Raw genomic sequence first — 24,717 nt, 5'->3', positions numbered from 1 at the left:
CCCGGCCAAGCACGGCTTTTGATTTGAGCGACCCGCCACGAGGGGCTCAGCCGTTCGCCGCCAACTCCGCATCCAGCGCGCGCAGGCGATCCACCGTCCCGACGTCGGTCCAGCGCCCACGATGATGCTGCCCGGTCATCAACCCCTGCACCATGAAATGCTTCTGCAACGGCACCACCGAGAACTTCGGTGGCAGCCGCTCGCTGCCCGGCGCATCGCCGATCACCGAGCGCCAGTCGGCCACGATCGAAGGACGGTACACGCCGATGCCGGCATAGGTCAGGCACGGCCCCGTGCGGTCGTGATGCAGCAGGCCCTGTGCGTCCAGCCGGTAGTCACCGTCCGGGTGTTGCGCCGGATTGTCGACCAGCACCAGATGCGCCTGGCCCTGCGGCTCGCGTGGCAGCGTGGTGAAATCGAAATCGGTCCAGATGTCGCCGTTCACCACCAGGAACGGGGCGTCGCCCAGCACCGGCAGTGCGTTGAGGATGCCACCGCCGGTTTCCAGCGGGGTCTGTCCTTCGTACAGGAAATGCAGACGCAGGCCCCACTGGCTGCCATCCCCCAACGTTGCCGGGAACTGTTCGGCCAGCCACGCGGTGTTGACCACCACCTCGCGCACGCCCAGCGCCGCGAGGCGTTCCAGGTGCCAGACGATCAGCGGCTTGCCGGCCACTTCCAGCAGTGGCTTGGGGGTGTGCAGGGTCAGCGGGCGCATGCGCTCGCCGAGGCCTGCGGCAAAGACCAGTGCTTTCATCGGGCCACGCGCATCGGTGCGGCCAGCTCGGCCAGCGCCGGCTTGATGCGCTCTTCCAGCAGCCGCTGCAGCGGCGCCAGTTCGCGGTAGCGCGGCAGCACTTCATCCAGGTAGGTGATGAAGCGCGGTGCGTCGTCCAGGTAGTGGCCCTTGTTGTCGCGGTAACGCAGGCGGCAGAACAGGCCGAGGATCTTCACGTGGCGCTGGATGCCCATCCAGTCGGCATCGCGCAGGAAGGTGGCGCGGTCGGGCACCGGCAGGCCGGTGCTGCGTGCGCGCTCGTGGTACTGCGCCAGCCACTCGTCCACGCGCTGCAGCGGCCAGCTCAGGAACGCATCCTTGAACAGGCTCACTGCGTCGTAGGCGATCGGGCCGCGCACCAGGTCCTGGAAATCCAGCACGGCAGGGCCATCGTCGACCGGCATCAAGTTGCGCGGCATGTAGTCGCGGTGGGTCATCAGCTGGGCCTGGCCGAGCGCGTTGTCCATCAAGCGGCGGTGCACCAGCTGCAGGCCTTCAAGCTCGCCACAGTCCAGCTCCAGCTTCAGATGGCGCTGCAGGAACCATTCGTCGAACAGGCCGGCATCACGCTGCAGCAGCGCTTCGCCGAACTGGCCGAAGTCGGCCGGTACCGGGATCGCCTGCAGGCGCAGCAGCTGTTCGATCGAGCGACCGAACCATTCATCGGCGTTGCGCTCGTCGAGGATCTTCGCCAGGGTCGGGCCGCCGAGATCTTCCAGCAGCAGGAAGCCGGCTTCCAGGTCCTGGGCGAGCAGCGCAGGCACGCGCAGGCCGTGGTCGTGCAGCAGGCCGCGCATGCGCAGCCACGGCCGCGGATCTTCCAGCCCCGGCGGAGCGTCCATCACGATGTGGTTGCCGCGCGTGCCGGTGGTGCGCCAATAGCTGCGCATGCCGGCATCGACCGAGGCGCGTTCGACCACCGCGTCGGCATCATCAAGCTGGGTACGTGCCCACTGCAGGCGCTGCGCGCTGCGCTGGGGATCGGAAGCGGGTTCGGTCATGCAGGCATATCCGGGTGCGCTGGGCGCACCAACGTCGGCAACAGGAAGGAAGGGGGAGCGGCGTCAGCGGCGACCGCTGAACAGGCGCAGGACGGCAAGAACGGCCACCGCGCCCACCACCGCACCGAGGAAACCGGCCGGTTCGCCGGGGGCGTACCAGCCCATGTACTGGCCGAACCAGCCGGCCAGCAGGGCACCAAGAATGCCCAGCACGATGGTCAGCAGGCAGCCCATGCGGTTGTTGCCGGGCATGAAGAAACGCCCGAGCAGGCCGACAAAGAAGCCAACCAGCAGGATGTACAGCCAGCTGCTGCTGCCGAACAGACCATTCATGCGCGCGGATTCCGCTTGAGTGTGGACGCAGCCTAGCAAGGCCAGGCTGCGTCCGTCACGGGTGCCGGATCAGCAGCAGCCGTGGTCGCCGTGGCGGGTGCCGCTGTCGGCAGCCACCGGCGAACCGCTGGTCTCGCCGCGCAGGCTGGCGGCGTAGTGCTCGCTGATCACCTTGGACACACAGGCGGTGACCTTCTTGCCCATCGGGATGTGCAGGAATTCGTTCGGACCGTGCGCATTGGAGTGCGGGCCGAGCACGCCGGTGATCATGAACTGCGCACCCGGGAATTTCTCACCCAGCATGCCCATGAACGGGATCGAGCCGCCTTCGCCCATGTACATCGCCGGCTTGCCGAAGAAGGCCTGGCTGGCGTCGTCGATGGCCTGGGTCAGCCACGGCGCCATCGCCGGGGCGTTCCAGCCGGTGGAAGCCTTTTCCAGGTCCAGGGTGACGTGGGCGCCGTTCGGCGGATCGCGCAGCAGCGCTTCCTTCAGCAGTTCACCGCAGGTCTTGCCGTCGGCGGTCGGCGGCAGGCGCAGCGACAGCTTCACCGAGGTCTGCGGGCGCAGCACATTGCCGGCCGATTCCAGCGCCGGCATGCCACCCACGCCGGTGACCGACAGCGCCGGGCGCCAGGTGCGGTTGAGCACCAGTTCGGTCAGGTCCTCGTTCATCGGGCGCAGGCCGTCGACCATCGGGAACTTCTCGAAGATCTCGGTATCGACCACTTCGGCGGCACGCTTGGCCTGTTCCTGGCGCTCGGCCGGGATCTCAACGTTCATGCCGTCGATCAGGATGCGGCCGGTGTCCTGGTCCTCGATGCGCGACAGCAGCTGGCGCAGCAGGCGGAAGCTGGACGGCACCACGCCGGACGCATCGCCGGAGTGCACGCCTTCGTTGAGCACCTTCACGGTGAAGTTGCCGCCGGTCAGGCCGCGCAGCGAGGTGGTGCACCACAGCTGGTCGTAGTTGGCGCAGCCCGAATCCAGGCAGACCACCAGCGACGGCTTGCCGATGCGGTCGGCCAGGTGATCGACATAGGCCGGCAGGTCATAGCTGCCCGACTCTTCACAGGCTTCGATCAGCACCACGCAGCGGGCGTGCGGCAGGCCCTGGGCCTGCAGCGCCAGTACTGCGGCCAGCGAGCCGAAGATGGCGTAGCCGTCGTCCGCACCGCCGCGGCCGTACAGCTTGTCGCCGCGCAGGACCGGGGTCCACGGGCCGAGGTCGTCATCCCAGCCGGTCATTTCCGGCTGCTTGTCGAGGTGGCCGTAGAGCAGGATGGTGTCGTCGCCGGTCTCGGCGCCGGTGGCGGGAATTTCCAGGAAGATCAGCGGGGTACGGCCTTCCAGGCGCACCACTTCAACCTTCAGGCCGGGCAGTTCCTGGGCCTTGGCCCAGTTCTCCATCAGGGTGACCGCCTGTTCCATGTAGCCGTTCTGCACCCAATTGGCGTCGAACATCGGCGACTTGTTGGGAATGCGGATGTAGTCGACCAACTGCGGGACGATTTCGCTGTCCCACTTGTCATTGACGAATTGGCCGAGCTTGGCGCTGTCCATCTGAAACTCCGGTTGCATGGGCTGATCCGCGCATTCTACGCCTGTGCCGAGGGTAGGGTTTTTCCTACATCACGTCGGGTATTTGGCTGGCTTACGGAAATCCGGGAAACCGATAGGCTGTGCACATGTGGTGACGGACACTGTTCCTACCGACGGGATCGCCGGTCGGGACGGCCAGAATCACAGGGAGATACACGTCGTGCCTTGGTTTGTCGTGTTGAGGGCACTGGTGCTGGTAGTGGGGATCGCTGGGGCGCATGCCGCCGAACCGATCGACATCAACCGCGCCGATGCCCAGGCGCTGCGGCAGGGATTGACGATGGTCGGAGCCACCAAGGCCGAGGCGATCGTCGAGCACCGGCGCAGACACGGCCCGTTTCATCGCGTCGAGGACCTGACGCAGGTGAAGGGGATAGGGAAAGCGATCGTCGAACGGAATCGACAGCGGATCACCGTAGGCAACAGGTTGTTGCCGGCGGATCCGGTACCCGGATCGGTACCGGTGCGGACCGTACCCAGGCGCTGACAGCAGGAATCGTCGGAACCGGCAGGAGGCTGGTTCACCGGTTACGGACAGGAAGGCCGTGACCACCGACCGCCGCAGGACGCGGCACCAATCACCAGGATGGTGGCATCACAGACCTGTGGAAGGGGCTGAGATACAAACAGGACAGACGCGGCCGCGTGCAGGATGCAACGCTACCCCCACAGCGCAGGATGCGAGGGGGCGGCAGCAGGCCGACAAGGACGTAACGATTGCCCGGTACGACACATGGCTGTGTCGCCGGGCAGTTTCATTTCCGCCACCCGGTTTTGCCGCGGCCACCACGGGCCGATGGTGTACGGTGGCCGCTCCGCATGGAAAGGACGCCGCTGGATGCTTCCGCACCGCACTACCACCCTGATGCTCGCCCTTGCACTGGCGCTGCCGCTGCCGGCCCATGCCGCTGCGCCGGCGTCGGCTGCCAAGCCCGCTGCCGCCAGCACCGCCGAGGTACGCGGGCCGACCGACCTGAAGCCGGGCGAGTACCTGTGGCATCCGGAAATCTCACCGACCGGGCCGATCGTGCTGGTGGTCAGCCTCGATGAGCAGCGCGCCTACGTGTATCGCAACGGCATTGCCATCGGCCTGACTACGATCAGTTCGGGCAAGGCCGGGCACGAGACGCCGACCGGGGTGTTCACCATCCTGCAGAAAGACAAGGACCACAAGTCCAACCTCTACAACAGCGCGCCGATGCCCTACATGCAGCGGTTGACCTGGGACGGTATCGCCCTGCATGGCGGCAGCCTGCCCGGCCACCCCGCCTCGCATGGCTGCGTGCGCCTGCCGCAGGCCTTCGCGCAGAAGCTGTTCAGCGAAACCCAGCGCGGCGATACCGTGGTCGTCGCCGATGCCAAGAGTTCGCCGATGACCCTGGCCTATCCGTCGGTGCTGGCACCGGTCAATGCACGCGGCCAGGCCCTGCCGGAGGCCGAGGGCGGGGCGCCGGCGCAGGCCTGGTGGGACGGCAGTGCGGCGCCGGCCGGGCAGGTCGGCATCCTGGTCAGCCTGCACGACCAGCGCCTGTATGTGCTGCGCGATGGCGTGATGATCGGCGAGTCGCCGCTGAAGGCCGACGCCCTGCCGGCGTTCCAGGGCACCACCCTGTTCGTGATGGGGCAGGGCTACAGCGATACGCCCAGCCCGCTGGACGTGAGCCAGCGCCTGCACCAGTGGACGGCCTATCCGCTGCTGGGCCAGGACCGTGCCCAGGCCACCCCGGATCTGCTGGCCACGCCCTCGCTGCCGATGGCGCTGCCGGCCGATTTCGCCCGCCAGCTGTACCAGGTGCTGGTGCCGGGCACGACCCTGCTGGTCACCTCGCTGCCGGCGGTCCGCCCAAGCCCGGCTGAATCCGGGATGCAGCCGGTCTTGGAATCCGAGCCGCCAGGGTCCACCCTCAAGGGCAACTGACGCCCTCGTTGTGCCCATGACTGCATCCCGCCTGTGCCGGCTGGCCGCGTTCGGCCTGCTGGCGAGCTCTGCCAGCGCCCCGGCGCTGGCACAGACGCCCGCCCTCGCTGCCTCTGCCGATGATCTGGCGGCCCTGCTGTCGCGCAGCGCGCCCAAGGCCGACCGCCACGTACTGCAGCTGGCGGCGCACGCCATGCGCTGCGCGCTGCAACGGCCGGAGCTGGGCATCAACGGCGACCGCCTCAGTGTGATCGACTATTCGCGGCCGTCCACCGAGCCACGCCTGTGGGTGTTCGACCTGGCCCACCAGCGGCTGCTGTTCGAGGAGTGGGTGGCGCATGGCCGCAACAGCGGCGGGAACCACACCGAGCACTTCTCCAACCGCGATGGCAGTTTCATGTCCAGCCTCGGCGCGTTCACCGCGCAGGAAACCTATATGGGCGGCAACGGCTATTCGCTGCGCCTGGCCGGCCTTGAGCCGGGCTTCAACGACCGCGCACGCGACCGTGCGATCGTCATCCACGGCGCGCCGTACGTGAATCCGGCCACCGCGCAGCTGCAGGGACGGCTCGGCCGCAGCCTGGGCTGCCCGGCGGTGCGGCTGTCGGTGGCCAAACCACTCATCGATGCGTTGCGGGGCGGCACGATGGTGTTTGCCTACTACCCCGACCAGGATTGGCTGAAGCACTCGCAGCTGCTGGCCGGCGGGTGCGGTGGCCAGGGTACGCTCGCTACGCGGTGATGCACGACGGCGCGCAGCATGATGCAATGCGCCGATGAACATCGACTCCCTGCTGCACACTCCGAGCCAGGTGATCTCCAGCCTGGACTATCGCCGCGAGCGCTGGCGCAACGGCCTGGGCTGGACCCGCGAGATCCTGCGCCTGCCTGCGCAGGGGGATGACTGGGCGCTGCGCCTGTCGGTGGCCGAGATCGAGCAGGACGCCGCTTTCTCCGCGTTTCCCGGCGTTGAGCGCGAACTGGTGCTGCTGCAGGGCAATGGCGTGCGCCTGCGCTTCGACGATGGCCATGTGGCTGAAGTGTTGCCTCCGCACGGACGGGTGCGCTTTGCCGGTGAGGAAGCGCTGCACGGCGAACTGGTCGATGGCACCACCCACGACTTCAACCTGATGTGGAAGCGTGACCTGCTGCAGGCCGAACTGCTGCACCGGCCACTAGTGGGGTCGATGTTCTTCTTCTGCGAACCGGGCGTGGCCTGGGCGCTGCACCTGCTGGCCGGCCAGGCGGCGTTTGCTGCCGACAGCGGTTTGCCGGCGCTGCAGGCGGGAGACACCGCGTGGTTGGCGGCGGGGGAACGGCAGCGGCATGCACTCACCGGTGGCGGAGAGGTGCTGGCAATACGGGTCCGTGCGGCGGGGGGATGATTTGCTGGCGCCGGTAGGCAACATCCACGCCTTGCGTGGATGCGGCCGCCGACACGGCGTCATGGTGCGAACCAAGGTTCGCACCCACCAGGATGCGGTTCGCACCCACCAGGATGCGGTTCGCACCCACCAGGATGCGGTTCGCACCCACCAGGATGCGGTTCGCACCCACCAGGATGCGGTGGCCTCAACCCACCAGGATGCGGTGGCCTCAATACACATCGCGCCGGTAGCGACCGGCCAGCAGCAGTGCTTCCTTGCCTGTGGCACCCAGTGCCTGCTCGATCACTGCATCCACGGCCGGGGCCATGCCCTGCAGGCTGCCGCAGACCAGGATCGTCGCGCCTTCATCCACCCATTGCCGCAGCGTGGCTGCTTCGGCCAGCAACCGATCCTGTACATAACGGTGCGTGCCGCCGTCACGGCTGAACACCGTATCCAGCCGCGCGAGCGTACCGTCGGCCTGCATCGCCCGCAGCTCTTCCCTGAAGTGGAAGTCGTGCGCGGCGCTGCGCTCGCCGAACAGCAGCCAGGTGCGATGTGCACCGCTGCGCGCGCGTTCGTGCAGATGTGCGCGCAGGCCGGCGATGCCGGTGCCGTTGCCGATCAGCAGCAGCGGCACATCGGCGGGCACGCCATGGAAATTGTCGTTGCGACGCAGGCGCAGTTGTACCGGTTCACCGAGTGCGGCGTGGTCGCACAGCCAGCCGCTGCCGATGCCGGGTGTGCCATCGATGCGCAGCTGGCGGCGCAGCAGCAACTCCACCGCGCCGTCGGCCATCACAGAGGCGATGGAGTACTCGCGGTGGGGCAGCGGTTGCAGGGTCGCCAGCAACGCAGGCAGATCACCCGGGGGAACCAGCGAGGGCAGATGCGAGCGCTCGATGCGGGCCAGCAACGTCTGCCCGTCATCCAGCACGGTGTCTGCATCGAAGCTCTGAGCATCGAGCCAGGCCCGCGCGCTGTGGCGTGCGTGCTGTGGGCCGATCTCGGCGATGTCTCCGGCCTGCCACTGCACGTCGACGCCAGCCGGTGGCTGCAGGCGTAGCCAGTACACCGGGCCGCCGGGGCTGCCCGGGTTCAGATGCTCGCGTTGCAGCAGCGTCCACGGCTGATACTCGGCCGGGCTCCAGTCGGGCAGCTCAGTGGCGCCTCCACCAAGTTGTCCAAGCAACTGCTGCCAATGTCGCAGCGCCGCCGGATCGGCATTGTCGACCTCGATCGCATCGAACAGCGGATGCGCACCGTGCTGGCGCAACCACTGGTCCAGCTGGTGGCCGAATCCGCAGAAGTGGCCATAGCTGCGGTCGCCCAGCGCGAGCACGCCGTACTGCAGATGCTGCAGCGGAGGCGGCGTGGCCATCACCCCGCGCAGGAACGGCAGGGCGTGGTCGGGTGGATCACCCTCACCGGTGGTGCTGGCGATGAACAACGCGCGCTGGCTGGCAGCCAGCAGCGCGGCATCCACCTCATGCAATCCGCGCACGCGCACCGGCACGCCGGCGCCACGCAGGGCCTCGGCACTGCGTTCGGCCAGTGCGCGGGCAAAGCCGGTCTGGCTGGACCAGACCAGCAGGATCGGTGCGGTACCGCCGGGCGCCGCATCATCGCGCGGACGACTGCGCCACCACAGTGCTGCGCAGGCCAGCGCGTACAGCGCGGTGGCGATGATGGCGATCTGCGATTGCCGTGCCGGCGGTGCGCCCTGCCACCAGGCTTCGCCGAGGTGCAGGCGAAGCAGCGCCCAGGCGATCAGCGCCAGTACGATCAGTACAAGTGCGTTGCCGAGCCACGCGCGCGATGGCCGAGTGCTCATGCGTCCTGCCCGTCGAGCAGGCGCTGGAAGGCGCTGCTGAGGAATTCGCGGGGACCATCCGCTGCGCGTTGCAGGTAGCGCGCGGCCAGTCCTTCGCGCTCGGCCAGCGCCATGCCCGGTTCGCGACCGAGTACGGTCAGTGCGGTGGCCCAGGCATCGGCGTGCATGGCGTCGTCGGCCACCACGGTTACTGCTGCTGCAACCTGGCGCACTGGCCTGCCGGTACGCGGGTCCAGGCTGTGGCTGTAGGCCTCGCCATCGGCCTGGTACTGGTGCCAGCGATCGCCGGAGGTGGCCACTGCCTTGCCGTCCAGCGCCAGCACCCGTGGCGGGGTATCGGTGTGCGCATCCTCTTCCGGTGCGGATTCCACCAGCACGCGCCACGGTTGGCCGTCCGGTTTGCAGCCGTAGCCGGCCAGTTCACCGCCGACTTCGATCAGCGCCGCAGTGATGCCCTGAGCACGCAGCCATGCAGCGACATGGTCGACGCCGAAGCCCTTGGCGATCGCGGAGAGATCCAGTTCCAGCCCGCCCGGTTGCAACAGCGCATCGTCCTGCCACTGCAGGCGCTGCCAACCGCATCGATTGCGCGTGGCCTGCAGGAGGGCGGCATCGGGCTGGCGGCGTTCACCGGCATGCGCGCCGAAGCCCCACAGTGCAACCAGCGGGCCGATGGTGGGATCGAAGGCGCCGCCACTGCTGGATGCGATGGCCTGTGCGCAGGCCAGAACGTGGCGGGTCTCGGCCGGCAGCACGCACCATCGGCCGGCGTCGGCGCGGTTGTAACGGCTGAGGGCCGAGCCGGGTTCCCAGGTACTCATCTGCGCGACCACCTCATCCAGCCGCGCCTGGATGCCGGCATGCAGCGGGTGCAGGTCGCGCTGGCGCGACGCGACCAGCGACACGCTCCAGGTGGTGCCCATGGTGGTGCCACCGAGGCGGGCGATGTCGAGCAGGGGATCCGTCATGGTGGTGCGCTGCGGCTGCGATGCCGGGAGAGCCCGGCATCGCGGTCCACGTTACTGCGGCAGCACTTCCAGCGTGGCGACGTAGCTCAGGCGGCGCTTGGCGGCCTGCTTCACCGACGTCTTGTTGTCCTCGGTGCCGGTTTCCAGCCAGTACATGCCGGCCTCCGGCCAGGTCACCTTGATCTCGCCCTTGGCGTCGCTGGTCAGCTTCAGTTCGTCCTGCGCGTTGCGGTAGCGGGTGGCGCCACGCACGATTTCGAACTCCAGGCCTGCGGTCGGCTTGCCATCGACCAGTACGCGGAAGGTGGATTCCTCGCCGGCGAACAGATCATTCGGGTGGCCGACGGCGACCAGTTCGATGCCACGGTTGGTCGGCTTCAGTGCGGTGTCGTTCGGTGCACCGTTGGTGACGAAGGTCTCCACGCGGCCGATCGACTGGCTCACGTCCAGCTTCTTCGCATCCTTGGGCAGTTCGCCGAGGGTCGCCACGCTGCCGCGCCAGCGCTTGCGCTCGCCGTTCTGCTCGTAGGTGGCGAACAGGCCGTCATTGACCGACGCAATGCGGTAGGTGCCGGGCTGCTTCAGCTCGACATCGAACACGCTGCGGTACTTGCCGGTGGACGCGTTCTGCGGCTGCACGGTGCTGCCATCCGGGGCGGTGATTACCACCGACTCCAGGCGCAGCGGCACGTGGTTGAAGTAGAACAGGTCGTTGGAGACCGCACCGTCGACGGTGATCCACGGCGCATTGCCGGCGATCACGGTCTGCGAGGGCAGCAGCCAGGCCTTGTGGGCCAGGGCGGAGAAGGGAAGGGCAGCGGCCAGGGCGGCGGCGAGGACGAGCGTGCGCTTCATGCGGAAGACTCCAGTGGATACGGGGTGATGCGACAAGGGGAAGGGGATTACGACTTAATCCCCTCCGTCCCTTTTTCAGGGTTTGACGGCGAGGGTGACCTGGCCCAGTTCGGTGGCGCCCTGCGCCTTGCCGTTCTGCGCGGCGGTGGCCGGCCAGGTGAAGGGGATCTTCAGCAGTTCACGGCCGCCCACTTCGCGCACTGCTTCCACCACCAGGGTGTAGTTGCCCGGGGCCAGCTGCTTCAGGGCCGGCTGCTTGTCGTTGAACGACAGTGCGTGCTTGCCGGCCGGGCGGGTCGGGCCGGTCACGCCGTCCACCGGCACCTGCAGGGTACGGCCGCTCTTGCGCCACCACTGGCGCAGGTCGGGCAGCCACTTGGTGCCGTGGCCTTCGCTGTTGCTGGTCTGCTGGTACCAGACCGACAGGTTGGCCGCGACCTTCTGGTCGGCGCCTTCCAGCCACACCGCCACGTACGGGCGGTGGTACTCGGCCACGTTGAGCTTGGGCACTTCAACGTTGATGTCGAGGGTGGTGGCATAGGCCGGCGAGGTGGCCAGCAGGCCGCTGAGGGCGATGGTCAGGGTGACGCGCATGGGGCGGCTCCGGAAACGAAGGAAAGTCAGTGGATCAGCAGCAGGGCGATCAGCAGCGGGATCATCAGGCCGAGCCCGACCAGCGGCCAGGTCATGCGCCGCTGCCGCGCATGCAGATGCAGCAGGAACAGGCCGGTGACGCAGAACACCAGGCAGGCCACGGCGAACAGGTCCAGGAACCAACCCCACGCCGGGCCGGCATTGCGGCCCTTGTGCAGGTCGTTGAGGTAGGACACCACGCCGCGCGAGGTCGATTCGTACTCCACCGCGCCGGTCTGGCGGTCGATGCTCAGCCAGGCGTCGCCACCGGGGCGCGGCAGCGACAGGTAGATCTCTTCGGCCGACCACTCGGCTGGGCGTCCACCGATGGCGATGCCCAGCTGCGTGTCCAGCCATTGCCGGGCCGGGCCCGGAATCGGCGCGTTGCCGTCTTCGCGCGTGCCCAGCTGGCCCAGCAACGTGGCCGGCAGTTCCAGGTGCTGGTTCTGCACCTGGGGCTTGGCTTCGATCTTTGCTGCATGGTTGAGGGTCAGGCCGGTCACCGCGAACAGCAGCATGCCGACCAGGCACACCGCCGAGCTGATCCAGTGCCACTGGTGCAGCGTCCGCAGCCAGAAGCCACGGTTCTGTTGCTGCTGCACGGTGGAAGAAGCAGGACGGCTCACGGCGTGGTTCGGGCTGACGGCGGACTGCCCATTACATCATTGGTGAGAATAGCTCGCAATTGCGTATCGTTCTGTATCCCAGAGGCGTTGTCGGCTGCCGGCCAGCGGCCGGCCTGCCGCAGGTCGGTAGATCCACGCCATGCGTGGATGAAGCGGTGCCAACCAAGGTTGGCACCCACGAGAGCAGGGCGGTGCGCGGCGATCAGAACTTCGCGTTGAGCGAGATCCAGTAGCTGCGGCGCTGGTCCTTGGTTGCGTAGTCGTCCACGCAGCTGAACTCGCTGGGATTGAGCAGCAGGCACGACTGCGAGACGAAGTCCTTGTCGAACAGGTTGTTGACCCGCGCGTTCACCGTCAGCCACGGCGTGGCCTTCCAGCTGCCACCGAGGTGGAAGATCGTGTAGTTCTCGTAATAGCGGACGTGGCCGGCGCCGGTACTGTCGATCAGCGTGTCGCGATAGCGGTCGTAACGGCCCTCGCCGATCAGCGACAGGCTGGCCGCTTCGTTGATCTGCCAGTTGAGGCTGGCGTTGGCCATGTGCTTCGCCGGCGTGGTGCCTGAGATCGGGCGTCCCTTGTCGGGGCCGCTGGTCTGCTCGCTCTTGGTCCAGGTGTAGTTGCCACGCAGCTGCAGGCTGTCGAGCAGGTCGACGTGGGCGGCCAGTTCGGCGCCACGGGTCTCGGCCTTGTCGATGTTCACGCTCTGGGTGAAGGTGCTGTAGCCCAGCGATGCCCAGCCCGGCCCGATGTCCACGCAGTAGCCACTGCCGGCGCGGGCCACTTCGCAGTTCGGGAAGGTGCCGCCGCTGGCGATCTTGTCCTCGAATTTGTTGAAGAAGCCGGTGACATTGAAGCCCCAGCGCTGGCCTTCGTAGTACGCGGCCAGCTCGTAGTTGGTGCTGGTTTCCGGCTTCAGATTGGGCGAGCCCACCAGCGGCAGCACGCCCTGTCCACCGAAGCCGGTGATGCCCGGGAACAACTGGTCCGGACGCGGGGTCTTGTAGCCGGTGCTGACGCCACCCTTGAAGGTCCATGCGTCGCTGGCGTTCCACACCAGGTAGCCGCGCGGGCTGACATGGCTGCCGAACACGTTGTGGTCGTCGTAGCGCAGGCCGAAGGTGGCGGTGAGGGTATCGGTCAGCGCCCAGTTGTCCTCGGCGAACAGCGCCCACATGCGGTGCTTCTGCCTGGTGTTGCTGCGGTAGCCGGCGCCATCCATGCCGAACACGCCGTCGACCATGTCGGTGTCGTTGTATTGGCCGCCAACGGTCAGCTTGTGCGCGCCGAAGTCGAGGTCGAGCATCGTGTCCAGCACGTAGCCGTCCAGCTCCATGGTGCGAAGCGGGCGCGGGAGGAACGCCTGCAGGCGTGCCATCTCGGCCGGGTTGAGAGCGGCCAGTGCATTGCCACGGCCGGCCGCGCAGTTGTTGGCGGCACCGGTGCGGCGGCAGACGTCGTTCCACAGGGTCTGCAGGTTGGCGCGTTCGTCCAGGGTCAGCGGCAGCGAGCGGCCGAGGTTGCTGCTCTTGCTGTGGGTCAGCGAGGTCTGCCAGGTGCCGAAGCTGTAGCGGCCCTGGTGGGTCAGCGACAGTTGGTCGCGCTCGTAGCGCTGGTAGGCGGTGTAGCCCACGCGCGGCTGCACCACGCGGCGGGTGACCGTGCCGCTGCCGTTCGGGTTGGGAATCACTGCGTTGCCGACGCGCCACAGGCTGGCCAGGCTGTCGAGGGTGCCGGTCTGGCCTTCGCTGTTGTCATACTTCTGCCGCGACACGTCGTAGTCCAGCCACAGCTCGTGGTCGTCGTTTATATGGAAGTTCAGCCGCACGCCGGTGTTCCAGTTGGTATTGGCCACCGACTTGCCGCCACCACCGAAGCCGATGCTGCGTTCCCACAGGCTGCCATCGGGCAGGGTCAGCGCCTCCCATTCCGGATTGGAGGCCTTGGCGTCGTAGTAGCTGCCGCGTACCGCCACGCCGATACGGTCCTTGACCAGCGGGCCGCTGAGGTACACGTCGGTGGTACGTGCATCACCGAACTGGTCGTCCTGCTGCACGGTGAAGCCCTGGGTCAGCGCGCCGTGCCAGCTGTCCTGGTTGCGGCGCGTGATGATGTTGATGACGCCGCCCATCGCATCCGAGCCGTACAGGGTGGACATCGGACCGCGCACCACCTCGATGCGCTCGATGGCATCCAGTGGCGGCAGGTAGGCGAACTGCCCACCACCGAAGTTGTTCGGATACAACTGGCCGACATTGCTCTGGCGGCGGCCGTCGATCAGCACCAGGGTGTACTCGGAAGGCAGGCCGCGCATGGAAATGGTCGCGCGGCCGTTCTTGTCGCTGGCTTCCAGGCCGACATCGATGCCTTCGACGTCGCGCAGCGCGTCGACCAGGTTGGTGTAGGGGCGCTTGCTGAGCTCTTCGCGGCTGACCACGCTGATGCTGGCCGGGGCATCGATCACCTTCTGTTCGAAGCCGGAAGCGGTGACCACCACCTTGTCCAGCGTCTGCGGCGCGCCGGCGGCGTCACCGTGGGCGAAGGCAGGGCTGGCGAAAGCCGCCAGCACGGCGCTGGTCAGCAGGGTACGGGACAGGGACGAACGGACACGATGGCGCTGGGCCATGGCAGTTACCTCGAAGGATGCAGGGTGGTGCGACGCCGTGCGCGAAGGGCGCGGCAGGCACGGAAGGCCCGGTCAGGGGCGGCAGGGATGAAGCAGGCAGCGGCGCGCAGGCGCGACCGCGCAGGCGGTCACGCGGGGCCGTGAATCAGGCGAGCGGCGGCGCTTGGCCGCGTTGCTGGCGGCGCCCGGGCGCATCGGCCCAGGGCGTGTCCGGAGCGGCCAGCGGCCAGTCCGGGCGCACGCCAGGCATGGCCGGCGTGGCGGGTACGAGGTCGAGTTCAGTGCGCAGCCATTGGCTGGCCAGCAGTAACGGCGGACGGGTCTTTTCGGCAGATTTCACCGGAGCCGCAGCACAGCGGCGCAGCTTGGCGGGTGCCTCTTGCTGCGAGGGGCCTTCACCACCGCGCTCTTCCAGCGGCATCTGCACGGCCATTCCGGCGTGGGCCTGTGGCAGCAGCGGCAGGGTGCCCAGCAGCAAGGCCAGCATCGCCACCCACGCCAGCAGGCTGGCCAGCGCGGGACGCTGGCCGCGCATGGCGGTGCCCATCTTGCGATGGATGAGTGGACGAGGGCGAAGCGGGCGCAGCAAGCGGGGATCCCCAAGGGTCTGCCGGCAGCGGCCGGCATCAACGGGGCGTGATTGTAATGAGAGCTGTTAGCCGTTGCAAATGAGAATGATTGCCAAAGTGTCGCAGGCCGGCCCGGCGGGGGCTCAGACTTCGCTCCAGCGCCGCAGCAGGTTGTGGTACACGCCGGTCAGCTGGAGCACCGCCTCGGCGTCGCCGCCGGTCTGCCGCAGGCGCTCGATCGAGCTGTCCATTTCCCAGAGCAGGCGGCGCTGCACGTCATCGCGGATCATGCTCTGCACCCAGAAGAACGAGGCCACGCGCGCGCCGCGGGTGACCGGCCGCACCTGGTGCAGGCTGCTGGACGGATACACGATCAGGTCGCCCGCCGGCAGCTTTACCTCGTGCTCGCCGTAGGTGTCGCTGATGATCAGCTCGCCGCCTTCGTATTCGTCCGGGGCCGACAGGAACAGTGTGCAGGAGATGTCCGAACGCAGCTGCTCGCCGTTGGCCAGGTTCATCACCGCGCCATCGACGTGGAAGCCATAGGTGCCGCCACCGCTGTAGCGGTTGAAGCGCGGCGGCAGGTACTTCAGCGGCAGCGCCGCGCTGAAGAACAGCGGGTGCCGGGCCAGCGCGACGAGGATGATCTCGCCCAGCTCGCGGCGCAGCGGCGAAGCCTCTGGCAGCTGCTGGTTGTGCTTGGCCTGCGCGCCCAGATGGCCGACGGTTTCACGGCCATCGGTCCAGTCGGCGGCATCGAGGCGGCGGCGGAAGTCGGCCACCTGGTCGGCGCCGAGGATGTCGGGAATATGCAGCAGCATGCGGAACTCCTCAGAGGGACGGCGGTGCGACCAGGGCGCGCACCTGTGGATGCGGCGACGCGGCCAGCTCCGGCACGATGTGCGCCATGAACGCCGGGCTGCCGTGTGCCAGTGCAAGCCGCAGCCAGTGCACGGCCTGCTCGACCTGGCCGGCCTGCAGCAGGATCGAGGCGTAGTTGGCCTGGCCGCGGAAGTCACCGGCTTCGGCCGCGCGCTGGTACCAGGCGAGCGCCGCCTGCGGATCGGGTGCGGTATCCAGCCCGTCTTCGAGGTGGCGGGCCAGCAGGTTCATCGATTTGGCGTGGCCCAGGCGCGCGGCACGGGTGTACAGGGCCAGTGCCTGCGCGCGGTCCTGCGGAATGCCGCGTCCGGTGGCCAGCAGGTTGGCCAGGTTGTACAGGCCCCAGTCCAGGCCGGTGTCGGCGGCGCGCCGGTACCACACCGCCGCCAGCGCAGGGTCGGGTGCGGTGCCCTGTCCCAGCTCATGGCAGCGGCCGAGCATGTTCATCGCCATCGGCGCGCCGTTGTTGGCGGCGGTTTCGTACCAGAGCAGCGCGGCCGAGGCATCCTGCGCGGTGCCTTTGCCTTCCATGTGCATCTGCGCGAGCAGCAGTTGTGCGTCGACCTGTCCGGCCTGCGCGGCGTCGCGCACGCGCGCGAACGCGGCCTGCGGATCGTGCTGCAGCAGCTCGGCCAGGGCGTCGCTGTCGATGGGAGTGCGGGTAACCATGGGGTGAGTATCGCCGGAAACAAAAACGGCGGCAGGAGACCCTGCCGCCGTGGTGGAGCGAAGTTACATCAGAACTTCACGTTCAGTGCCAGGGTGGCCGAGCGACCCGGCGCGATGCTCGCGTAGTGCGAGGCATAGGCCTTGGTGAAGTAGGTCTTGTCGGTCAGGTTCTGCACGTTGAGCTGCAGGCTGATGTTGTCCTGGATCGCGTAGCTGGCCATCGCGTCGAAGCGGGTGTAGCTCGGGATCCACTTGGTGTTGGCGACATCACCGTACTGCTTGTCCGAGTAGAACGCACCGGCGCCGATGGTCAGGCCGATCGGGAAGCGGTAGGTGGTCCACAGGTTGGCGCTGTGCTTGGCGGTGTTCGGGAACACGTTGCCGTTGTACGGCGACGGCACGTAGACGTTGGACGGGCAGGTACGACCGGACACGGCGCAGACAAAGCCGTTGTCCTTCAGTTCCGAGTCCAAGTAGGTGTAGCCGCCATACAGGCTCCAGGCGTCGGTCAGCTGGCCGGTGAAGCCCAGCTCGAAGCCGTTGATTTCCTTCTTGCCGGCGTTCTGGCTGGTGCCGTTGTCGACGGTCACGCGTGCGTTGTTCATCACCGTGTGGAAGATTGCCGCGGTCAGGTTCAGGCGCTTGTCGAACAGGTCCCACTTGGTACCCAGTTCGAGGTTCCTGGTGTCCTGCGGCTTGAGGTCGGCCACGGCGGCGCTCAGGCCGTCCGAGCCGTCACCACCGTCCATGCCCGGCGGGGTCGAGGAGGTGCCCCACGACAGGTAGATGCTGCCGTTCTCCAGCGGCTTGAAGACGACGCCAGCCTGGTAGTTCAGGAAGTCGTTGTCATTGCGCACGCGGGTCGGTGCCTTGCCGGCCACCGGAGTGGTCAGGGTGGTGCTGTAGTCGTCGTAACGCAGGCCGACGTTGAAGCTCCACTGTGCGTTGAGCTCGATGGTGTCGAACAGATACGCGGACCTGGTCTTGGTGCGCTGCTCGACGTCCAGTGCCTTGTCGCTGCGGTACACCGAATGGGTGGCCGCCCACGGATCGCGCGGGTTCGGATTGGAGAAATCGGTGCAGTTGTAGCCGGTGGCGGCGCCGATGGTCGGGCACTTGCTGTTGCCGGTCAGCGGGTTGCTGGTACCCGGGGTCATCAGATAGCTGCCACGGGACATCTTCTCGTCGCTGTACTCAACGCCAGCGCTGTAGCTGTGCTTGAGCGCGCCGGTCTGGAAGGCACCGGTCAGGCCCAGCTGGTCGGCGAAGCTCTTGACGTCGACGGCGCGGGCGTTGGTACGGCGCCACAGGGTGCCGTAGTTGTTCGGGTTGCCCTGGCTGTCGTCCGGCTGGGTCCACAGGTAATCATTGCTCGTGTTGCCCAGCCGCGCGATGTTGCGCAGCTTGTGGCCACCGAAGTCATAGCTGGCGTCCAGGGTGCTGATGTCGGCGCGGGTGCGCTGGAAGTCGCGATCGACCAGACCGTAGTAGTTGTTGCGGTCCGGCACCATCGGGCGGCCGTCGACCCACTTCGATGCCGGTGCACCATTCGGGTTTCCGTAGGGGAAACCGCCTGCATCGGGCAGGTCGTCGCTCTGCATGTGGTAGTGGCTGGCGATCAGCTGCGCCGGGCCGTTCAGGCCGAACGCGATCGACGGTGCGATGCCCCAGCGGCTGACATTGGCGGCGTCGCGGCCGGCGATGTCCGACGCGTGCTTCATCAGGTTCAGGCGGGCGGCGATGCCATCGCCCAGCACGTAGTTGGCATCCACGGTGCCGCGCGCATAGCTGTCGGTACCGATGCCCATGCTGGCGCTGGTCTCGTTCTTCAGCTTCGGCGTCTTGCTCACCAGATTCAGGCTGCCGCCACCCGAGTCACGGCCACCGTAGGCCGAACTCGGGCCCTTGACCACTTCCACCTGCTCCAGATCGAAGATTTCGCGGGTCTGCGAGCCGACGTCGCGCAGGCCATCGACGAAGATGTTGCTCTGCGAATCAAAGCCACGGATGAAGGGGCGGTCGCCGGTCGGATTGCCGCCTTCGCCGGCACCGAAGGTGATGCCCGGGACCATGCGCAGCGCATCCTGCAGGTTGGTTGCACCGGTTTCGGCGATCAGTTTCTCCGACACGATCGACACCGACTTCGGGGTGTCCAGCAGTTCAGCGGTGAACTTCGGCGAGGACGGATTGAACCAGCTGCCGCGCACCTGCACCTTGTCCAGGTCGGTGGCCTTGCGGGAGCCTGCGTCGGCACTGTCGGCGGCGTGTGCGGCCAGCGGTGCGAAGCCGGCGGCCAGGGTGGCGGTGGCGAGCAGGGAAACGCGCGGTGCGTGCTTGCGGGACGTGATGTGGGTCATGGTCTGGGTGGCGGTGGCTTGGATCAGGAAAGGGCGAGGGCCGAAGCGCAGACAGCGCGACGGCACGTAGAAAGCTGTTTCTGTAGCGCTGAGCCGATGGCCGGCTACGGGATGAACGATTCCAGGCGCACGGCAACGGCCGCGGGGCGCCTCAGCTGGCGTGCGGTGCGGGCGGAGCGTGGCCGGGGTTCAGGCGCAGTGCGGGGTCGCGCAGCTGCCAGCGCAGGGCGTCGGAGCGCCACAGCGGGATACGTGCGACCAGGGCGGCGCGGGGACCTGCCATGCCAGCGCAGGGCGGCGTGCCCTCGCCATCCAGCGGCGGTTCCGGTGCGGGTGCGGCATGCTGCGGGCATTCGTCCACTGGCGTGGGCGGCAACGGCATGGCCTGGTGAAGATCATCCGTGTGCGCCTGCCAGCCGTGCGTGGCGGTACCGCTGCCACGTCCTTCATGCAAGGCCGACCAGCCCAGCAGCAGCGTCAGCAGCGCGGCCACGAGCAGCGGCCACCTCTGGCGGGCGAGCTGGCACAACGTGGCGGTGGGCGCGGGCGAAGCCATGGCGCGGGGGGGCGGATCGTTACGAAGATGTTACGCAGGATAACATCAACGATAATGATTCGCATATACGTCGTTCGGCGGGCGACCTGGATGGCCCGGAAGGGCCCTGGAGGGCCTCTCATCGCCCTCCGGCAGCTCCACCCCAGGGTTCTCGAGGAGCGCCCCACGGGCGATCTCTGCGGGCCGAGCGTCGCCTCAATCGCGGTCGTCGCGGGTCCAGACGGCGTCGTGCTCGCGCTTCACCGGGAACTTGGGCACCGGGGTATAGGCCGGGGCGCACAGGGCGCGGCCATCGCGCACGTCGAAGCGCGCGCCGTGCAGCACGCATTCCACGCTGCCTTCGGCGGTGTTGAACTCACCCGAGGACAGCTCGAACTCCTCATGCGTGCACTGGTCTTCCAGCGCGTACAGCTCGCCGTCGAGGTTGAACACCACGATCGGCGTGCCGGTCACTTCGTCGAACACGCTCTTCATTTCACCGGGCAGCAGCTCGTTGCCGGCACAGACAAAGGTCCAGGTATCGCTCACGCGGCGGCTCCGGCCAGCGGCTTTTCCAGGATCTCGAAGCGCAGGTCGTCGCGCTTGGGGATGCCGAAACGCTCGTCGCCGTACGGGAACGGCTTCTTGATGCCGGTGCGCAGATAGCCGCGGCGCTCGTAGAAGGCGATCAGCTCGTCGCGCACGTCGATCACCGTCATCTGCATCACCGGCACCTTCCATTCGCGTGCGGCGTGTGCTTCGGCGGCGTCCATCATCTGCTTGCCGACGCCGCCGCCCTGCTGGGCCGGGTCGACCGAGAACATGCCGAAGTAGCCCTTGCCGTCGACATCGGCGACGTGGGCGCAGGCCACCAGCTGGCCCTCGCGCTCGGCCAGCAGGATGGTGGAGCGCGGGCGGTCGAGGTCGGCCTGGATGCCTTCGGCGTCGATGCGGGCGCCATCCAGCAGGTCGGCTTCGGTGGTCCAGCCGACGCGGCTGGCGTCGCCACGGTAGGCCGAGGTGACGAGGGCGATCAGGGCGGGGATGTCGGCCGGCGTGGCGGCGCGGAAGGTCAGGGTGGTCATGGCCCCATTCTAGGTGGGGCGGGGGCGGGCGCAAATGGGGGCGCCTCACGGGGTGCATGGAGGTGCCCGACATGCTGCCTGCATCACCAAGGAGAAACGCCGCAGTTGCCCGCGGCGTTCCCGCTGCAGAAGGAGCAGGGTCCCTACTTTGTCTTGTAGAGCATCATTTTCGAGACCTCGTTGTCAACGTAGTGCACATATTCAAATAGTTCTTCTTCGCAGCTGTCAGATGAACTCTTCGTTGCCTGAGCTTTCGCGATGCACTCATCAAGCGCCTTCTTCAATTCCTTTCCCTCCGGCGTAGCTTCAGCTTTCGCACGGATTTCGGCTTGCTCGTCAGTCTCGCCATCCTGGGCAAATGAACTTGCGGGCAGCATGAGGGCCAGCAGCACGAATACCGCGGACAGGCTGGCAGAGCGGATCATCTTCATGTTCGCTTTGTCTCCAATCGGGTGGGAATGGCCAGAACGGTCTTGCGTACGACGCAGCAGCTGCGAAAGCGGGGCAAGGCTTGTTGGCAGAGATGGAAGTGAGACAAAGTTTGCAGGACAGCAGATGGAACTGTTGCGGATGAGGGTCTCTTCAAGGCTCGCCCAAGGGCGAATGGTGCGCTCTGCCTGCAGCGCATACTGTGATTGAAGTCTCGAAGTGGGGCGCCATGCGAGGGGGGCGTGTCGGGGCCGGTAGATGGGTCGGTAGACACGGAAACGCCGCGGTCTCCCGCGGCGCTTCTGGTTCTCTGTGCTGGCCTGGGAATCTCACCCCAGCAGCTTGCGTACCTTGGTCAGCGCGGTCATGAACCGCTCGATCTCGGCGTGGGTGTTGTAGAACGCCAGCGAGGCACGGCAGGTGGCGGCGACGCCGAAGTACTGCAGCAGCGGATGGGCGCAGTGCTGGCCCGAGCGCACGGCCACGCCTTCCAGGTCGAGCAGGGTGGCCAGGTCATGGGCATGCGCGCCATCGATCAGGAACGAGACCACGGCGGCCTTCTCCGGTGCCTCGCCGATGATGCGCAGGCCGTCGACGCGGCGCAGCTCTTCGGTGAAGTGCGCCAGCAGTTCGGCTTCGCGCGCTTCCACGTTCTCCTGGCCGAGCTGCTGCAGATAGTTGGCGGCCACGCCCAGGCCGATGAAGCCGGCGATGTTCGGGGTGCCGGCTTCGAACTTGTGCGGGGCATCGTTGAACACGGTGCCGTCGAAGCTGACTTCCTTGATCATCTCGCCGCCACCGAGGAACGGCGGCATCGCGTCCAGATGCTCGCGGCGCGCCCACAGTGCGCCGGTGCCGGTCGGGCCGCACATCTTGTGGCCGGTGATGGCGTAGAAGTCGCAGCCGATCGCGGCGACGTCGACCTTGCGGTGCGGCACCGCCTGCGAGCCATCGACCACCGTGACGATGCCGCGCTTGCGCGCTTCACGGCAGATCTCGCGCACCGGGTTGACCGTGCCCAGCACGTTGGAGACATGGGTGACGGCGAGCAGCTTGACCTCGGGGGTCATCGCTGCGCGCAGCGCATCCAGGTCCAGCGCGCCGTCGGGGGTGATCTCGGCCACGCGGATGGTGGCGCCGGTACGCTGCGCGACCAGCTGCCACGGCACGATGTTGGCGTGGTGCTCCATGCGCGTGATCAGGATCACATCACCGGCCTTCAGCCGCGGCAGCGCCCACGAGTAGGCCACCAGGTTGATGGCGAAGGTGGTGCCACTGCACAGCACCAGGTCGCTGGGGCGCACGTTGAGGAAGCGCGCCAGCGTGTTGCGCGCGCCTTCGTAGGCATCGGTGGCTTCGCTGCCCAGCGCATGCACGGCGCGGCTGACGTTGGCGTTGTAGCGTCGGTAGAACTCGTCCACCGCGCCGATCACCTGCACCGGCTTCTGGCCGGTGTTGGCATTGTCGAAATAGACCAGCGGCTTGCCGTGCACTTCGCGCATCAGCAGCGGGAAGTCGAGGCGGACGCGGTCCCAGTCGGGGGCGCCGGTGCGTTCTTCGATCGGGCGCGGCGTGGACAGGTTCATGCCACACCCGCCTCGGCCAGGGCTTTGTCCAGGCGACGTGCCAGCTGCGCACGCAGCGCATCGGGCAGGATCTTCAGCGGCTCGTGGCAGAACGCGGCGCTCAGCAGTGCCTGCGCCTGGGCCTGCGGCAGGCCGCGCGAGCGCAGGTAGAACAGCGCGTTGGCATCGAGCTGGCCGACGGTCGCACCGTGCGCGGCCTTCACTTCATCTGCGTCGATCACCAGCGTCGGCTGGGTGTCGATCTCGGCATCGGCCGACAGCAGCAGGTTCTTGTTGGACAGGTTCGCGTCGGTGCCGTCGGCGCCTTCGCGGATCTGGATGCCGCCATGGAACACCACGCGGCTGCGGTTGGCGGCGACGCCGCGCCACAGCAGTTCGCAGCTGGTATCGCGTGCGATGTGGTCGATGCCCAGGCGGGTTTCGACGTGGCGGCGGCCATTGCCGAGCAGCACGCCGTTGGCGGTCAGCTGGGCGTTGTCGCCTTCCAGGCGCACGTTCAGTTCATGGCGGCTGAGCGCAGCGCCCAGCTCCAGGTCCACGCGGTGGTACTGCGCGTCGCGGGCCAGCACCGCATCGGTGCGCAGGAAGCTGGTCTGGCGTGCGCTGCCGGCCTGCACGCGGGCGTGCTTGAGCACGGCATCACGAGCGACGTGGGCGTGCAGCACCGTGTTGTCCAGGTGGGCGGAATCGCCGACGCTGAAGCGGTGCTCGACCACGCCGAGGCTGGCGCCGGCACGCAGTTCGATCAGGTGGCGGTGATGCCAGGCCAGGTCGGTCTCGCCGGCCACACTGGCAAATACCAGCTGCAGCGGTGCTTCGACCTGCACGCCTTCGTCCACGCGCAGCACCACGCCTTCGTCGGCCAATGCGGCGTTGAGGCGGGCGAAGATCTCCTCGCTGCGCTCGTAGCGGCGGCCAAGGAAACGCACGGCGTCTTCGCCGGCGGCCAGCGCCGCCGACAATGGCTGCAGCTGCACGCCCGCAGACAGCGCCTGCACGTCGCTCAGCGCGGCATCCAGGCGACCGTTGACGAATACCAGGCGCGGTGCCGGGACGTCTTCCAGCAGCGCGGCGTCCAGCGCCGGGCCCTGCAACGGTGCCGCGGTGAACGCCCGGCGTTCCAGCTGGCGCAGCGAAGTGTACTTCCAGGCTTCGTTGCGGGCGGCCGGCAGGCCGTCGCGCAGGGCCGCATCCAGCACTTCGCGGCGCGCATCGCTGCCGGAGAAGGCCTGGGCCATCGAATCAAGCAGGGCACTCATCAGATCGCCGCCTCGGGCACGACCCGGTCCTTCAGGAAATCGTAGCCGTGTGCTTCCAGCTCCAGCGCCAGTTCCGGGCCGCCGCTCTTGACGATGCGGCCATCGGCCAGCACGTGCACCACATCCGGCTTGATGTAGTCCAGCAGGCGCTGGTAATGGGTGATGACCAGGAACGAGCGGTCGGCGCCGCGCAGCGCGTTGACGCCGTCGGCCACGCTCTTCAGTGCGTCGATGTCCAGGCCCGAGTCGGTCTCGTCCAGGATCGCCAGCTTCGGTTCCAGCACGGCCAGCTGGAAGATCTCGTTGCGCTTCTTCTCGCCACCGGAGAAGCCTTCATTGACGCCACGGTGCAGCAGTTCGTCCTTCAGGTGCAGCACGGCCAGCTTCTGGCGCACCAGCTTGAGGAACTGCATGGAATCGAGTTCTTCCTCGCCGCGGGCCTTGCGCTGGGCGTTCAGCGCGGCGCGCAGGAAGTAGGTGTTGTTCACGCCCGGGATCTCCACCGGGTACTGGAACGCCAGGAACAGGCCGGCGGCGGCACGCGCTTCCGGGTCCTGCTCCAGCAGGTCGACGCCGTCGAACTGCACGCTGCCTTCGGTCACTTCGTAGCCGTCGCGGCCGGCCAGGACGTTGCCCAGGGTGGACTTGCCGGCGCCGTTCGGGCCCATGATGGCGTGCACCTGGCCGGGCTTCACATCCAGCGACAGGCCCTTGAGGATTTCCTTGCCGCCAATGCGGGCGTGGAGGTTTTCGATCTTCAGCATGGTGGGGGTTTCCGTGGGGCGGGCCAGGGCCCGCCGGTAAAGAG

At 67.5% G+C, this 24,717-nt stretch carries 25 protein-coding genes; 4 read left to right on the top strand and 21 right to left on the bottom strand.

Annotation, left to right across the window (positions count from 1 at the left end; genetic code table 11):
• Window positions 1-46 precede the first annotated feature (46 nt).
• The 4 genes from murU to V3B30_RS10815 form a co-directional block, all read right to left on the bottom strand.
• Window positions 47-757: an N-acetylmuramate alpha-1-phosphate uridylyltransferase MurU gene (gene murU, locus V3B30_RS10830; protein WP_100471526.1), complete on the bottom strand. Its 711-nt coding sequence runs from the start codon at window positions 755-757 to the stop codon at window positions 47-49.
• Window positions 754-1,779: a phosphotransferase gene (locus tag V3B30_RS10825; protein ID WP_100471527.1), complete on the bottom strand. Its 1,026-nt coding sequence runs from the start codon at window positions 1,777-1,779 to the stop codon at window positions 754-756. Before V3B30_RS10825 ends, murU begins: the two co-directional genes overlap by 4 nt.
• A 63-nt stretch (window positions 1,780-1,842) precedes the next feature.
• On the bottom strand, window positions 1,843-2,112 hold the full coding sequence (locus V3B30_RS10820; RefSeq protein WP_005415577.1) for a GlsB/YeaQ/YmgE family stress response membrane protein: 270 nt from the start codon (window positions 2,110-2,112) through the stop codon (window positions 1,843-1,845).
• Between the two features lie 69 nt (window positions 2,113-2,181).
• The gene (locus tag V3B30_RS10815) at window positions 2,182-3,675 is read right to left on the bottom strand and encodes a M20 family metallopeptidase (protein ID WP_049422700.1); all 1,494 of its coding nucleotides are present in this window, start codon (window positions 3,673-3,675) and stop codon (window positions 2,182-2,184) included.
• Window positions 3,676-3,874: 199 nt separating this feature from the next.
• Here V3B30_RS10815 and V3B30_RS10810 point away from each other — a divergent pair, with 199 nt between their 5' ends.
• The 4 genes from V3B30_RS10810 to V3B30_RS10795 all read left to right on the top strand — a co-directional run bounded on the left by V3B30_RS10810 (window position 3,875) and on the right by V3B30_RS10795 (window position 7,017).
• Window positions 3,875-4,201, top strand: a complete 327-nt coding sequence (locus V3B30_RS10810; RefSeq protein WP_262084670.1) for a helix-hairpin-helix domain-containing protein — start codon at window positions 3,875-3,877, stop codon at window positions 4,199-4,201.
• 351 nt (window positions 4,202-4,552) lie between these two features.
• Window positions 4,553-5,632 carry a L,D-transpeptidase gene (locus V3B30_RS10805; RefSeq protein ID WP_262084669.1) on the top strand — a complete coding sequence of 360 codons (1,080 nt, stop codon included), beginning with the start codon at window positions 4,553-4,555 and terminating at the stop codon, window positions 5,630-5,632.
• 16 nt (window positions 5,633-5,648) lie between these two features.
• A complete protein-coding gene (locus V3B30_RS10800) occupies window positions 5,649-6,374 on the top strand; it encodes a murein L,D-transpeptidase catalytic domain family protein (protein ID WP_262084668.1) in 726 nt (241 codons plus the stop codon).
• A gap of 34 nt (window positions 6,375-6,408) precedes the next feature.
• Complete coding sequence (locus V3B30_RS10795; protein WP_100471531.1) at window positions 6,409-7,017, top strand: HutD family protein; 609 nt, start codon at window positions 6,409-6,411, stop codon at window positions 7,015-7,017.
• A gap of 211 nt (window positions 7,018-7,228) precedes the next feature.
• On the opposite strand, the gene V3B30_RS10790 is transcribed toward V3B30_RS10795, so the two are convergent.
• From V3B30_RS10790 to sufC, 17 genes are all read right to left on the bottom strand, one after another.
• Window positions 7,229-8,833 carry a sulfite reductase subunit alpha gene (locus V3B30_RS10790; RefSeq protein ID WP_262084667.1) on the bottom strand — a complete coding sequence of 535 codons (1,605 nt, stop codon included), beginning with the start codon at window positions 8,831-8,833 and terminating at the stop codon, window positions 7,229-7,231.
• Window positions 8,830-9,801, bottom strand: coding sequence for an FAD:protein FMN transferase (locus tag V3B30_RS10785; protein WP_262084666.1), 972 nt, complete (start codon window positions 9,799-9,801; stop codon window positions 8,830-8,832). The genes V3B30_RS10790 and V3B30_RS10785 overlap by 4 nt, the downstream gene beginning before the upstream one ends.
• 51 nt (window positions 9,802-9,852) lie before the next feature.
• Window positions 9,853-10,656 carry a DUF4198 domain-containing protein gene (locus V3B30_RS10780; protein ID WP_100471534.1) on the bottom strand — a complete coding sequence of 268 codons (804 nt, stop codon included), beginning with the start codon at window positions 10,654-10,656 and terminating at the stop codon, window positions 9,853-9,855.
• A gap of 75 nt (window positions 10,657-10,731) precedes the next feature.
• Entirely contained in the window at window positions 10,732-11,250 is a 519-nt protein-coding gene (locus V3B30_RS10775; RefSeq protein ID WP_004147429.1) for a DUF2271 domain-containing protein, read from the bottom strand.
• A 26-nt stretch (window positions 11,251-11,276) separates the two neighbouring features.
• The gene (locus V3B30_RS10770) at window positions 11,277-11,915 is read right to left on the bottom strand and encodes a PepSY-associated TM helix domain-containing protein (RefSeq protein WP_100471536.1); all 639 of its coding nucleotides are present in this window, start codon (window positions 11,913-11,915) and stop codon (window positions 11,277-11,279) included.
• Window positions 11,916-12,117: 202 nt separating this feature from the next.
• Window positions 12,118-14,538 carry a TonB-dependent receptor gene (locus tag V3B30_RS10765; protein WP_262084665.1) on the bottom strand — a complete coding sequence of 807 codons (2,421 nt, stop codon included), beginning with the start codon at window positions 14,536-14,538 and terminating at the stop codon, window positions 12,118-12,120.
• A gap of 145 nt (window positions 14,539-14,683) precedes the next feature.
• Window positions 14,684-15,085, bottom strand: a complete 402-nt coding sequence (locus tag V3B30_RS10760; RefSeq protein ID WP_100471538.1) for a hypothetical protein — start codon at window positions 15,083-15,085, stop codon at window positions 14,684-14,686.
• A gap of 165 nt (window positions 15,086-15,250) precedes the next feature.
• Entirely contained in the window at window positions 15,251-15,928 is a 678-nt protein-coding gene (locus V3B30_RS10755; protein WP_262084664.1) for a Fe2+-dependent dioxygenase, read from the bottom strand.
• A gap of 10 nt (window positions 15,929-15,938) precedes the next feature.
• Window positions 15,939-16,658 (bottom strand): tetratricopeptide repeat protein, encoded by a 720-nt coding sequence (locus V3B30_RS10750; RefSeq protein WP_262084663.1) that lies wholly within the window; start codon window positions 16,656-16,658, stop codon window positions 15,939-15,941.
• Window positions 16,659-16,726: 68 nt separating this feature from the next.
• A complete protein-coding gene (locus tag V3B30_RS10745) occupies window positions 16,727-19,015 on the bottom strand; it encodes a TonB-dependent siderophore receptor (protein WP_262084662.1) in 2,289 nt (762 codons plus the stop codon).
• Between the two features lie 151 nt (window positions 19,016-19,166).
• On the bottom strand, window positions 19,167-19,571 hold the full coding sequence (locus tag V3B30_RS10740) for a hypothetical protein (protein WP_315973646.1): 405 nt from the start codon (window positions 19,569-19,571) through the stop codon (window positions 19,167-19,169).
• Window positions 19,572-19,766: 195 nt separating this feature from the next.
• The gene (locus tag V3B30_RS10735) at window positions 19,767-20,099 is read right to left on the bottom strand and encodes a non-heme iron oxygenase ferredoxin subunit (RefSeq protein WP_061479221.1); all 333 of its coding nucleotides are present in this window, start codon (window positions 20,097-20,099) and stop codon (window positions 19,767-19,769) included.
• Window positions 20,096-20,635 carry a GNAT family N-acetyltransferase gene (locus tag V3B30_RS10730; protein WP_100471543.1) on the bottom strand — a complete coding sequence of 180 codons (540 nt, stop codon included), beginning with the start codon at window positions 20,633-20,635 and terminating at the stop codon, window positions 20,096-20,098. Before V3B30_RS10730 ends, V3B30_RS10735 begins: the two co-directional genes overlap by 4 nt.
• A 143-nt stretch (window positions 20,636-20,778) precedes the next feature.
• Window positions 20,779-21,066 (bottom strand): cytochrome b-c1 complex subunit 6 family protein, encoded by a 288-nt coding sequence (locus V3B30_RS10725; protein ID WP_262084660.1) that lies wholly within the window; start codon window positions 21,064-21,066, stop codon window positions 20,779-20,781.
• A gap of 327 nt (window positions 21,067-21,393) precedes the next feature.
• Window positions 21,394-22,650, bottom strand: a complete 1,257-nt coding sequence (locus V3B30_RS10720; RefSeq protein ID WP_100471545.1) for a cysteine desulfurase — start codon at window positions 22,648-22,650, stop codon at window positions 21,394-21,396.
• On the bottom strand, window positions 22,647-23,909 hold the full coding sequence (gene sufD, locus V3B30_RS10715) for a Fe-S cluster assembly protein SufD (RefSeq protein WP_262084659.1): 1,263 nt from the start codon (window positions 23,907-23,909) through the stop codon (window positions 22,647-22,649). The genes V3B30_RS10720 and sufD overlap by 4 nt, the downstream gene beginning before the upstream one ends.
• Complete coding sequence (gene sufC / locus V3B30_RS10710) at window positions 23,909-24,673, bottom strand: Fe-S cluster assembly ATPase SufC (RefSeq protein WP_262084658.1); 765 nt, start codon at window positions 24,671-24,673, stop codon at window positions 23,909-23,911. Before sufC ends, sufD begins: the two co-directional genes overlap by 1 nt.
• Window positions 24,674-24,717 lie beyond the last annotated feature (44 nt).

Source organism: Stenotrophomonas sp. SMYL41 (assembly GCF_036319965.1).
Lineage (GTDB): Bacteria > Pseudomonadota > Gammaproteobacteria > Xanthomonadales > Xanthomonadaceae > Stenotrophomonas > Stenotrophomonas maltophilia_R.
This window is presented reverse-complemented; position numbering and strand designations above follow the sequence as displayed.

Coding starts and splice junctions, on each gene's coding strand:
- murU (WP_100471526.1), bottom strand. CDS start 757: ATGAAAGCACTGGTCTTTGCCGCAGGCCTCGGCGAGCGCATGCGCCCG.
- V3B30_RS10825 (WP_100471527.1), bottom strand. CDS start 1,779: ATGACCGAACCCGCTTCCGATCCCCAGCGCAGCGCGCAGCGCCTGCAG.
- V3B30_RS10820 (WP_005415577.1), bottom strand. CDS start 2,112: ATGAATGGTCTGTTCGGCAGCAGCAGCTGGCTGTACATCCTGCTGGTT.
- V3B30_RS10815 (WP_049422700.1), bottom strand. CDS start 3,675: ATGGACAGCGCCAAGCTCGGCCAATTCGTCAATGACAAGTGGGACAGC.
- V3B30_RS10805 (WP_262084669.1), top strand. CDS start 4,553: ATGCTTCCGCACCGCACTACCACCCTGATGCTCGCCCTTGCACTGGCG.
- V3B30_RS10800 (WP_262084668.1), top strand. CDS start 5,649: ATGACTGCATCCCGCCTGTGCCGGCTGGCCGCGTTCGGCCTGCTGGCG.
- V3B30_RS10795 (WP_100471531.1), top strand. CDS start 6,409: ATGAACATCGACTCCCTGCTGCACACTCCGAGCCAGGTGATCTCCAGC.
- V3B30_RS10790 (WP_262084667.1), bottom strand. CDS start 8,833: ATGAGCACTCGGCCATCGCGCGCGTGGCTCGGCAACGCACTTGTACTG.
- V3B30_RS10785 (WP_262084666.1), bottom strand. CDS start 9,801: ATGACGGATCCCCTGCTCGACATCGCCCGCCTCGGTGGCACCACCATG.
- V3B30_RS10780 (WP_100471534.1), bottom strand. CDS start 10,656: ATGAAGCGCACGCTCGTCCTCGCCGCCGCCCTGGCCGCTGCCCTTCCC.
- V3B30_RS10775 (WP_004147429.1), bottom strand. CDS start 11,250: ATGCGCGTCACCCTGACCATCGCCCTCAGCGGCCTGCTGGCCACCTCG.
- V3B30_RS10765 (WP_262084665.1), bottom strand. CDS start 14,538: ATGGCCCAGCGCCATCGTGTCCGTTCGTCCCTGTCCCGTACCCTGCTG.
- V3B30_RS10760 (WP_100471538.1), bottom strand. CDS start 15,085: ATGGGCACCGCCATGCGCGGCCAGCGTCCCGCGCTGGCCAGCCTGCTG.
- V3B30_RS10755 (WP_262084664.1), bottom strand. CDS start 15,928: ATGCTGCTGCATATTCCCGACATCCTCGGCGCCGACCAGGTGGCCGAC.
- V3B30_RS10750 (WP_262084663.1), bottom strand. CDS start 16,658: ATGGTTACCCGCACTCCCATCGACAGCGACGCCCTGGCCGAGCTGCTG.
- V3B30_RS10745 (WP_262084662.1), bottom strand. CDS start 19,015: ATGACCCACATCACGTCCCGCAAGCACGCACCGCGCGTTTCCCTGCTC.
- V3B30_RS10740 (WP_315973646.1), bottom strand. CDS start 19,571: ATGGCTTCGCCCGCGCCCACCGCCACGTTGTGCCAGCTCGCCCGCCAG.
- V3B30_RS10730 (WP_100471543.1), bottom strand. CDS start 20,635: ATGACCACCCTGACCTTCCGCGCCGCCACGCCGGCCGACATCCCCGCC.
- V3B30_RS10725 (WP_262084660.1), bottom strand. CDS start 21,066: ATGAAGATGATCCGCTCTGCCAGCCTGTCCGCGGTATTCGTGCTGCTG.
- V3B30_RS10720 (WP_100471545.1), bottom strand. CDS start 22,650: ATGAACCTGTCCACGCCGCGCCCGATCGAAGAACGCACCGGCGCCCCC.
- sufD (WP_262084659.1), bottom strand. CDS start 23,909: ATGAGTGCCCTGCTTGATTCGATGGCCCAGGCCTTCTCCGGCAGCGAT.
- sufC (WP_262084658.1), bottom strand. CDS start 24,673: ATGCTGAAGATCGAAAACCTCCACGCCCGCATTGGCGGCAAGGAAATC.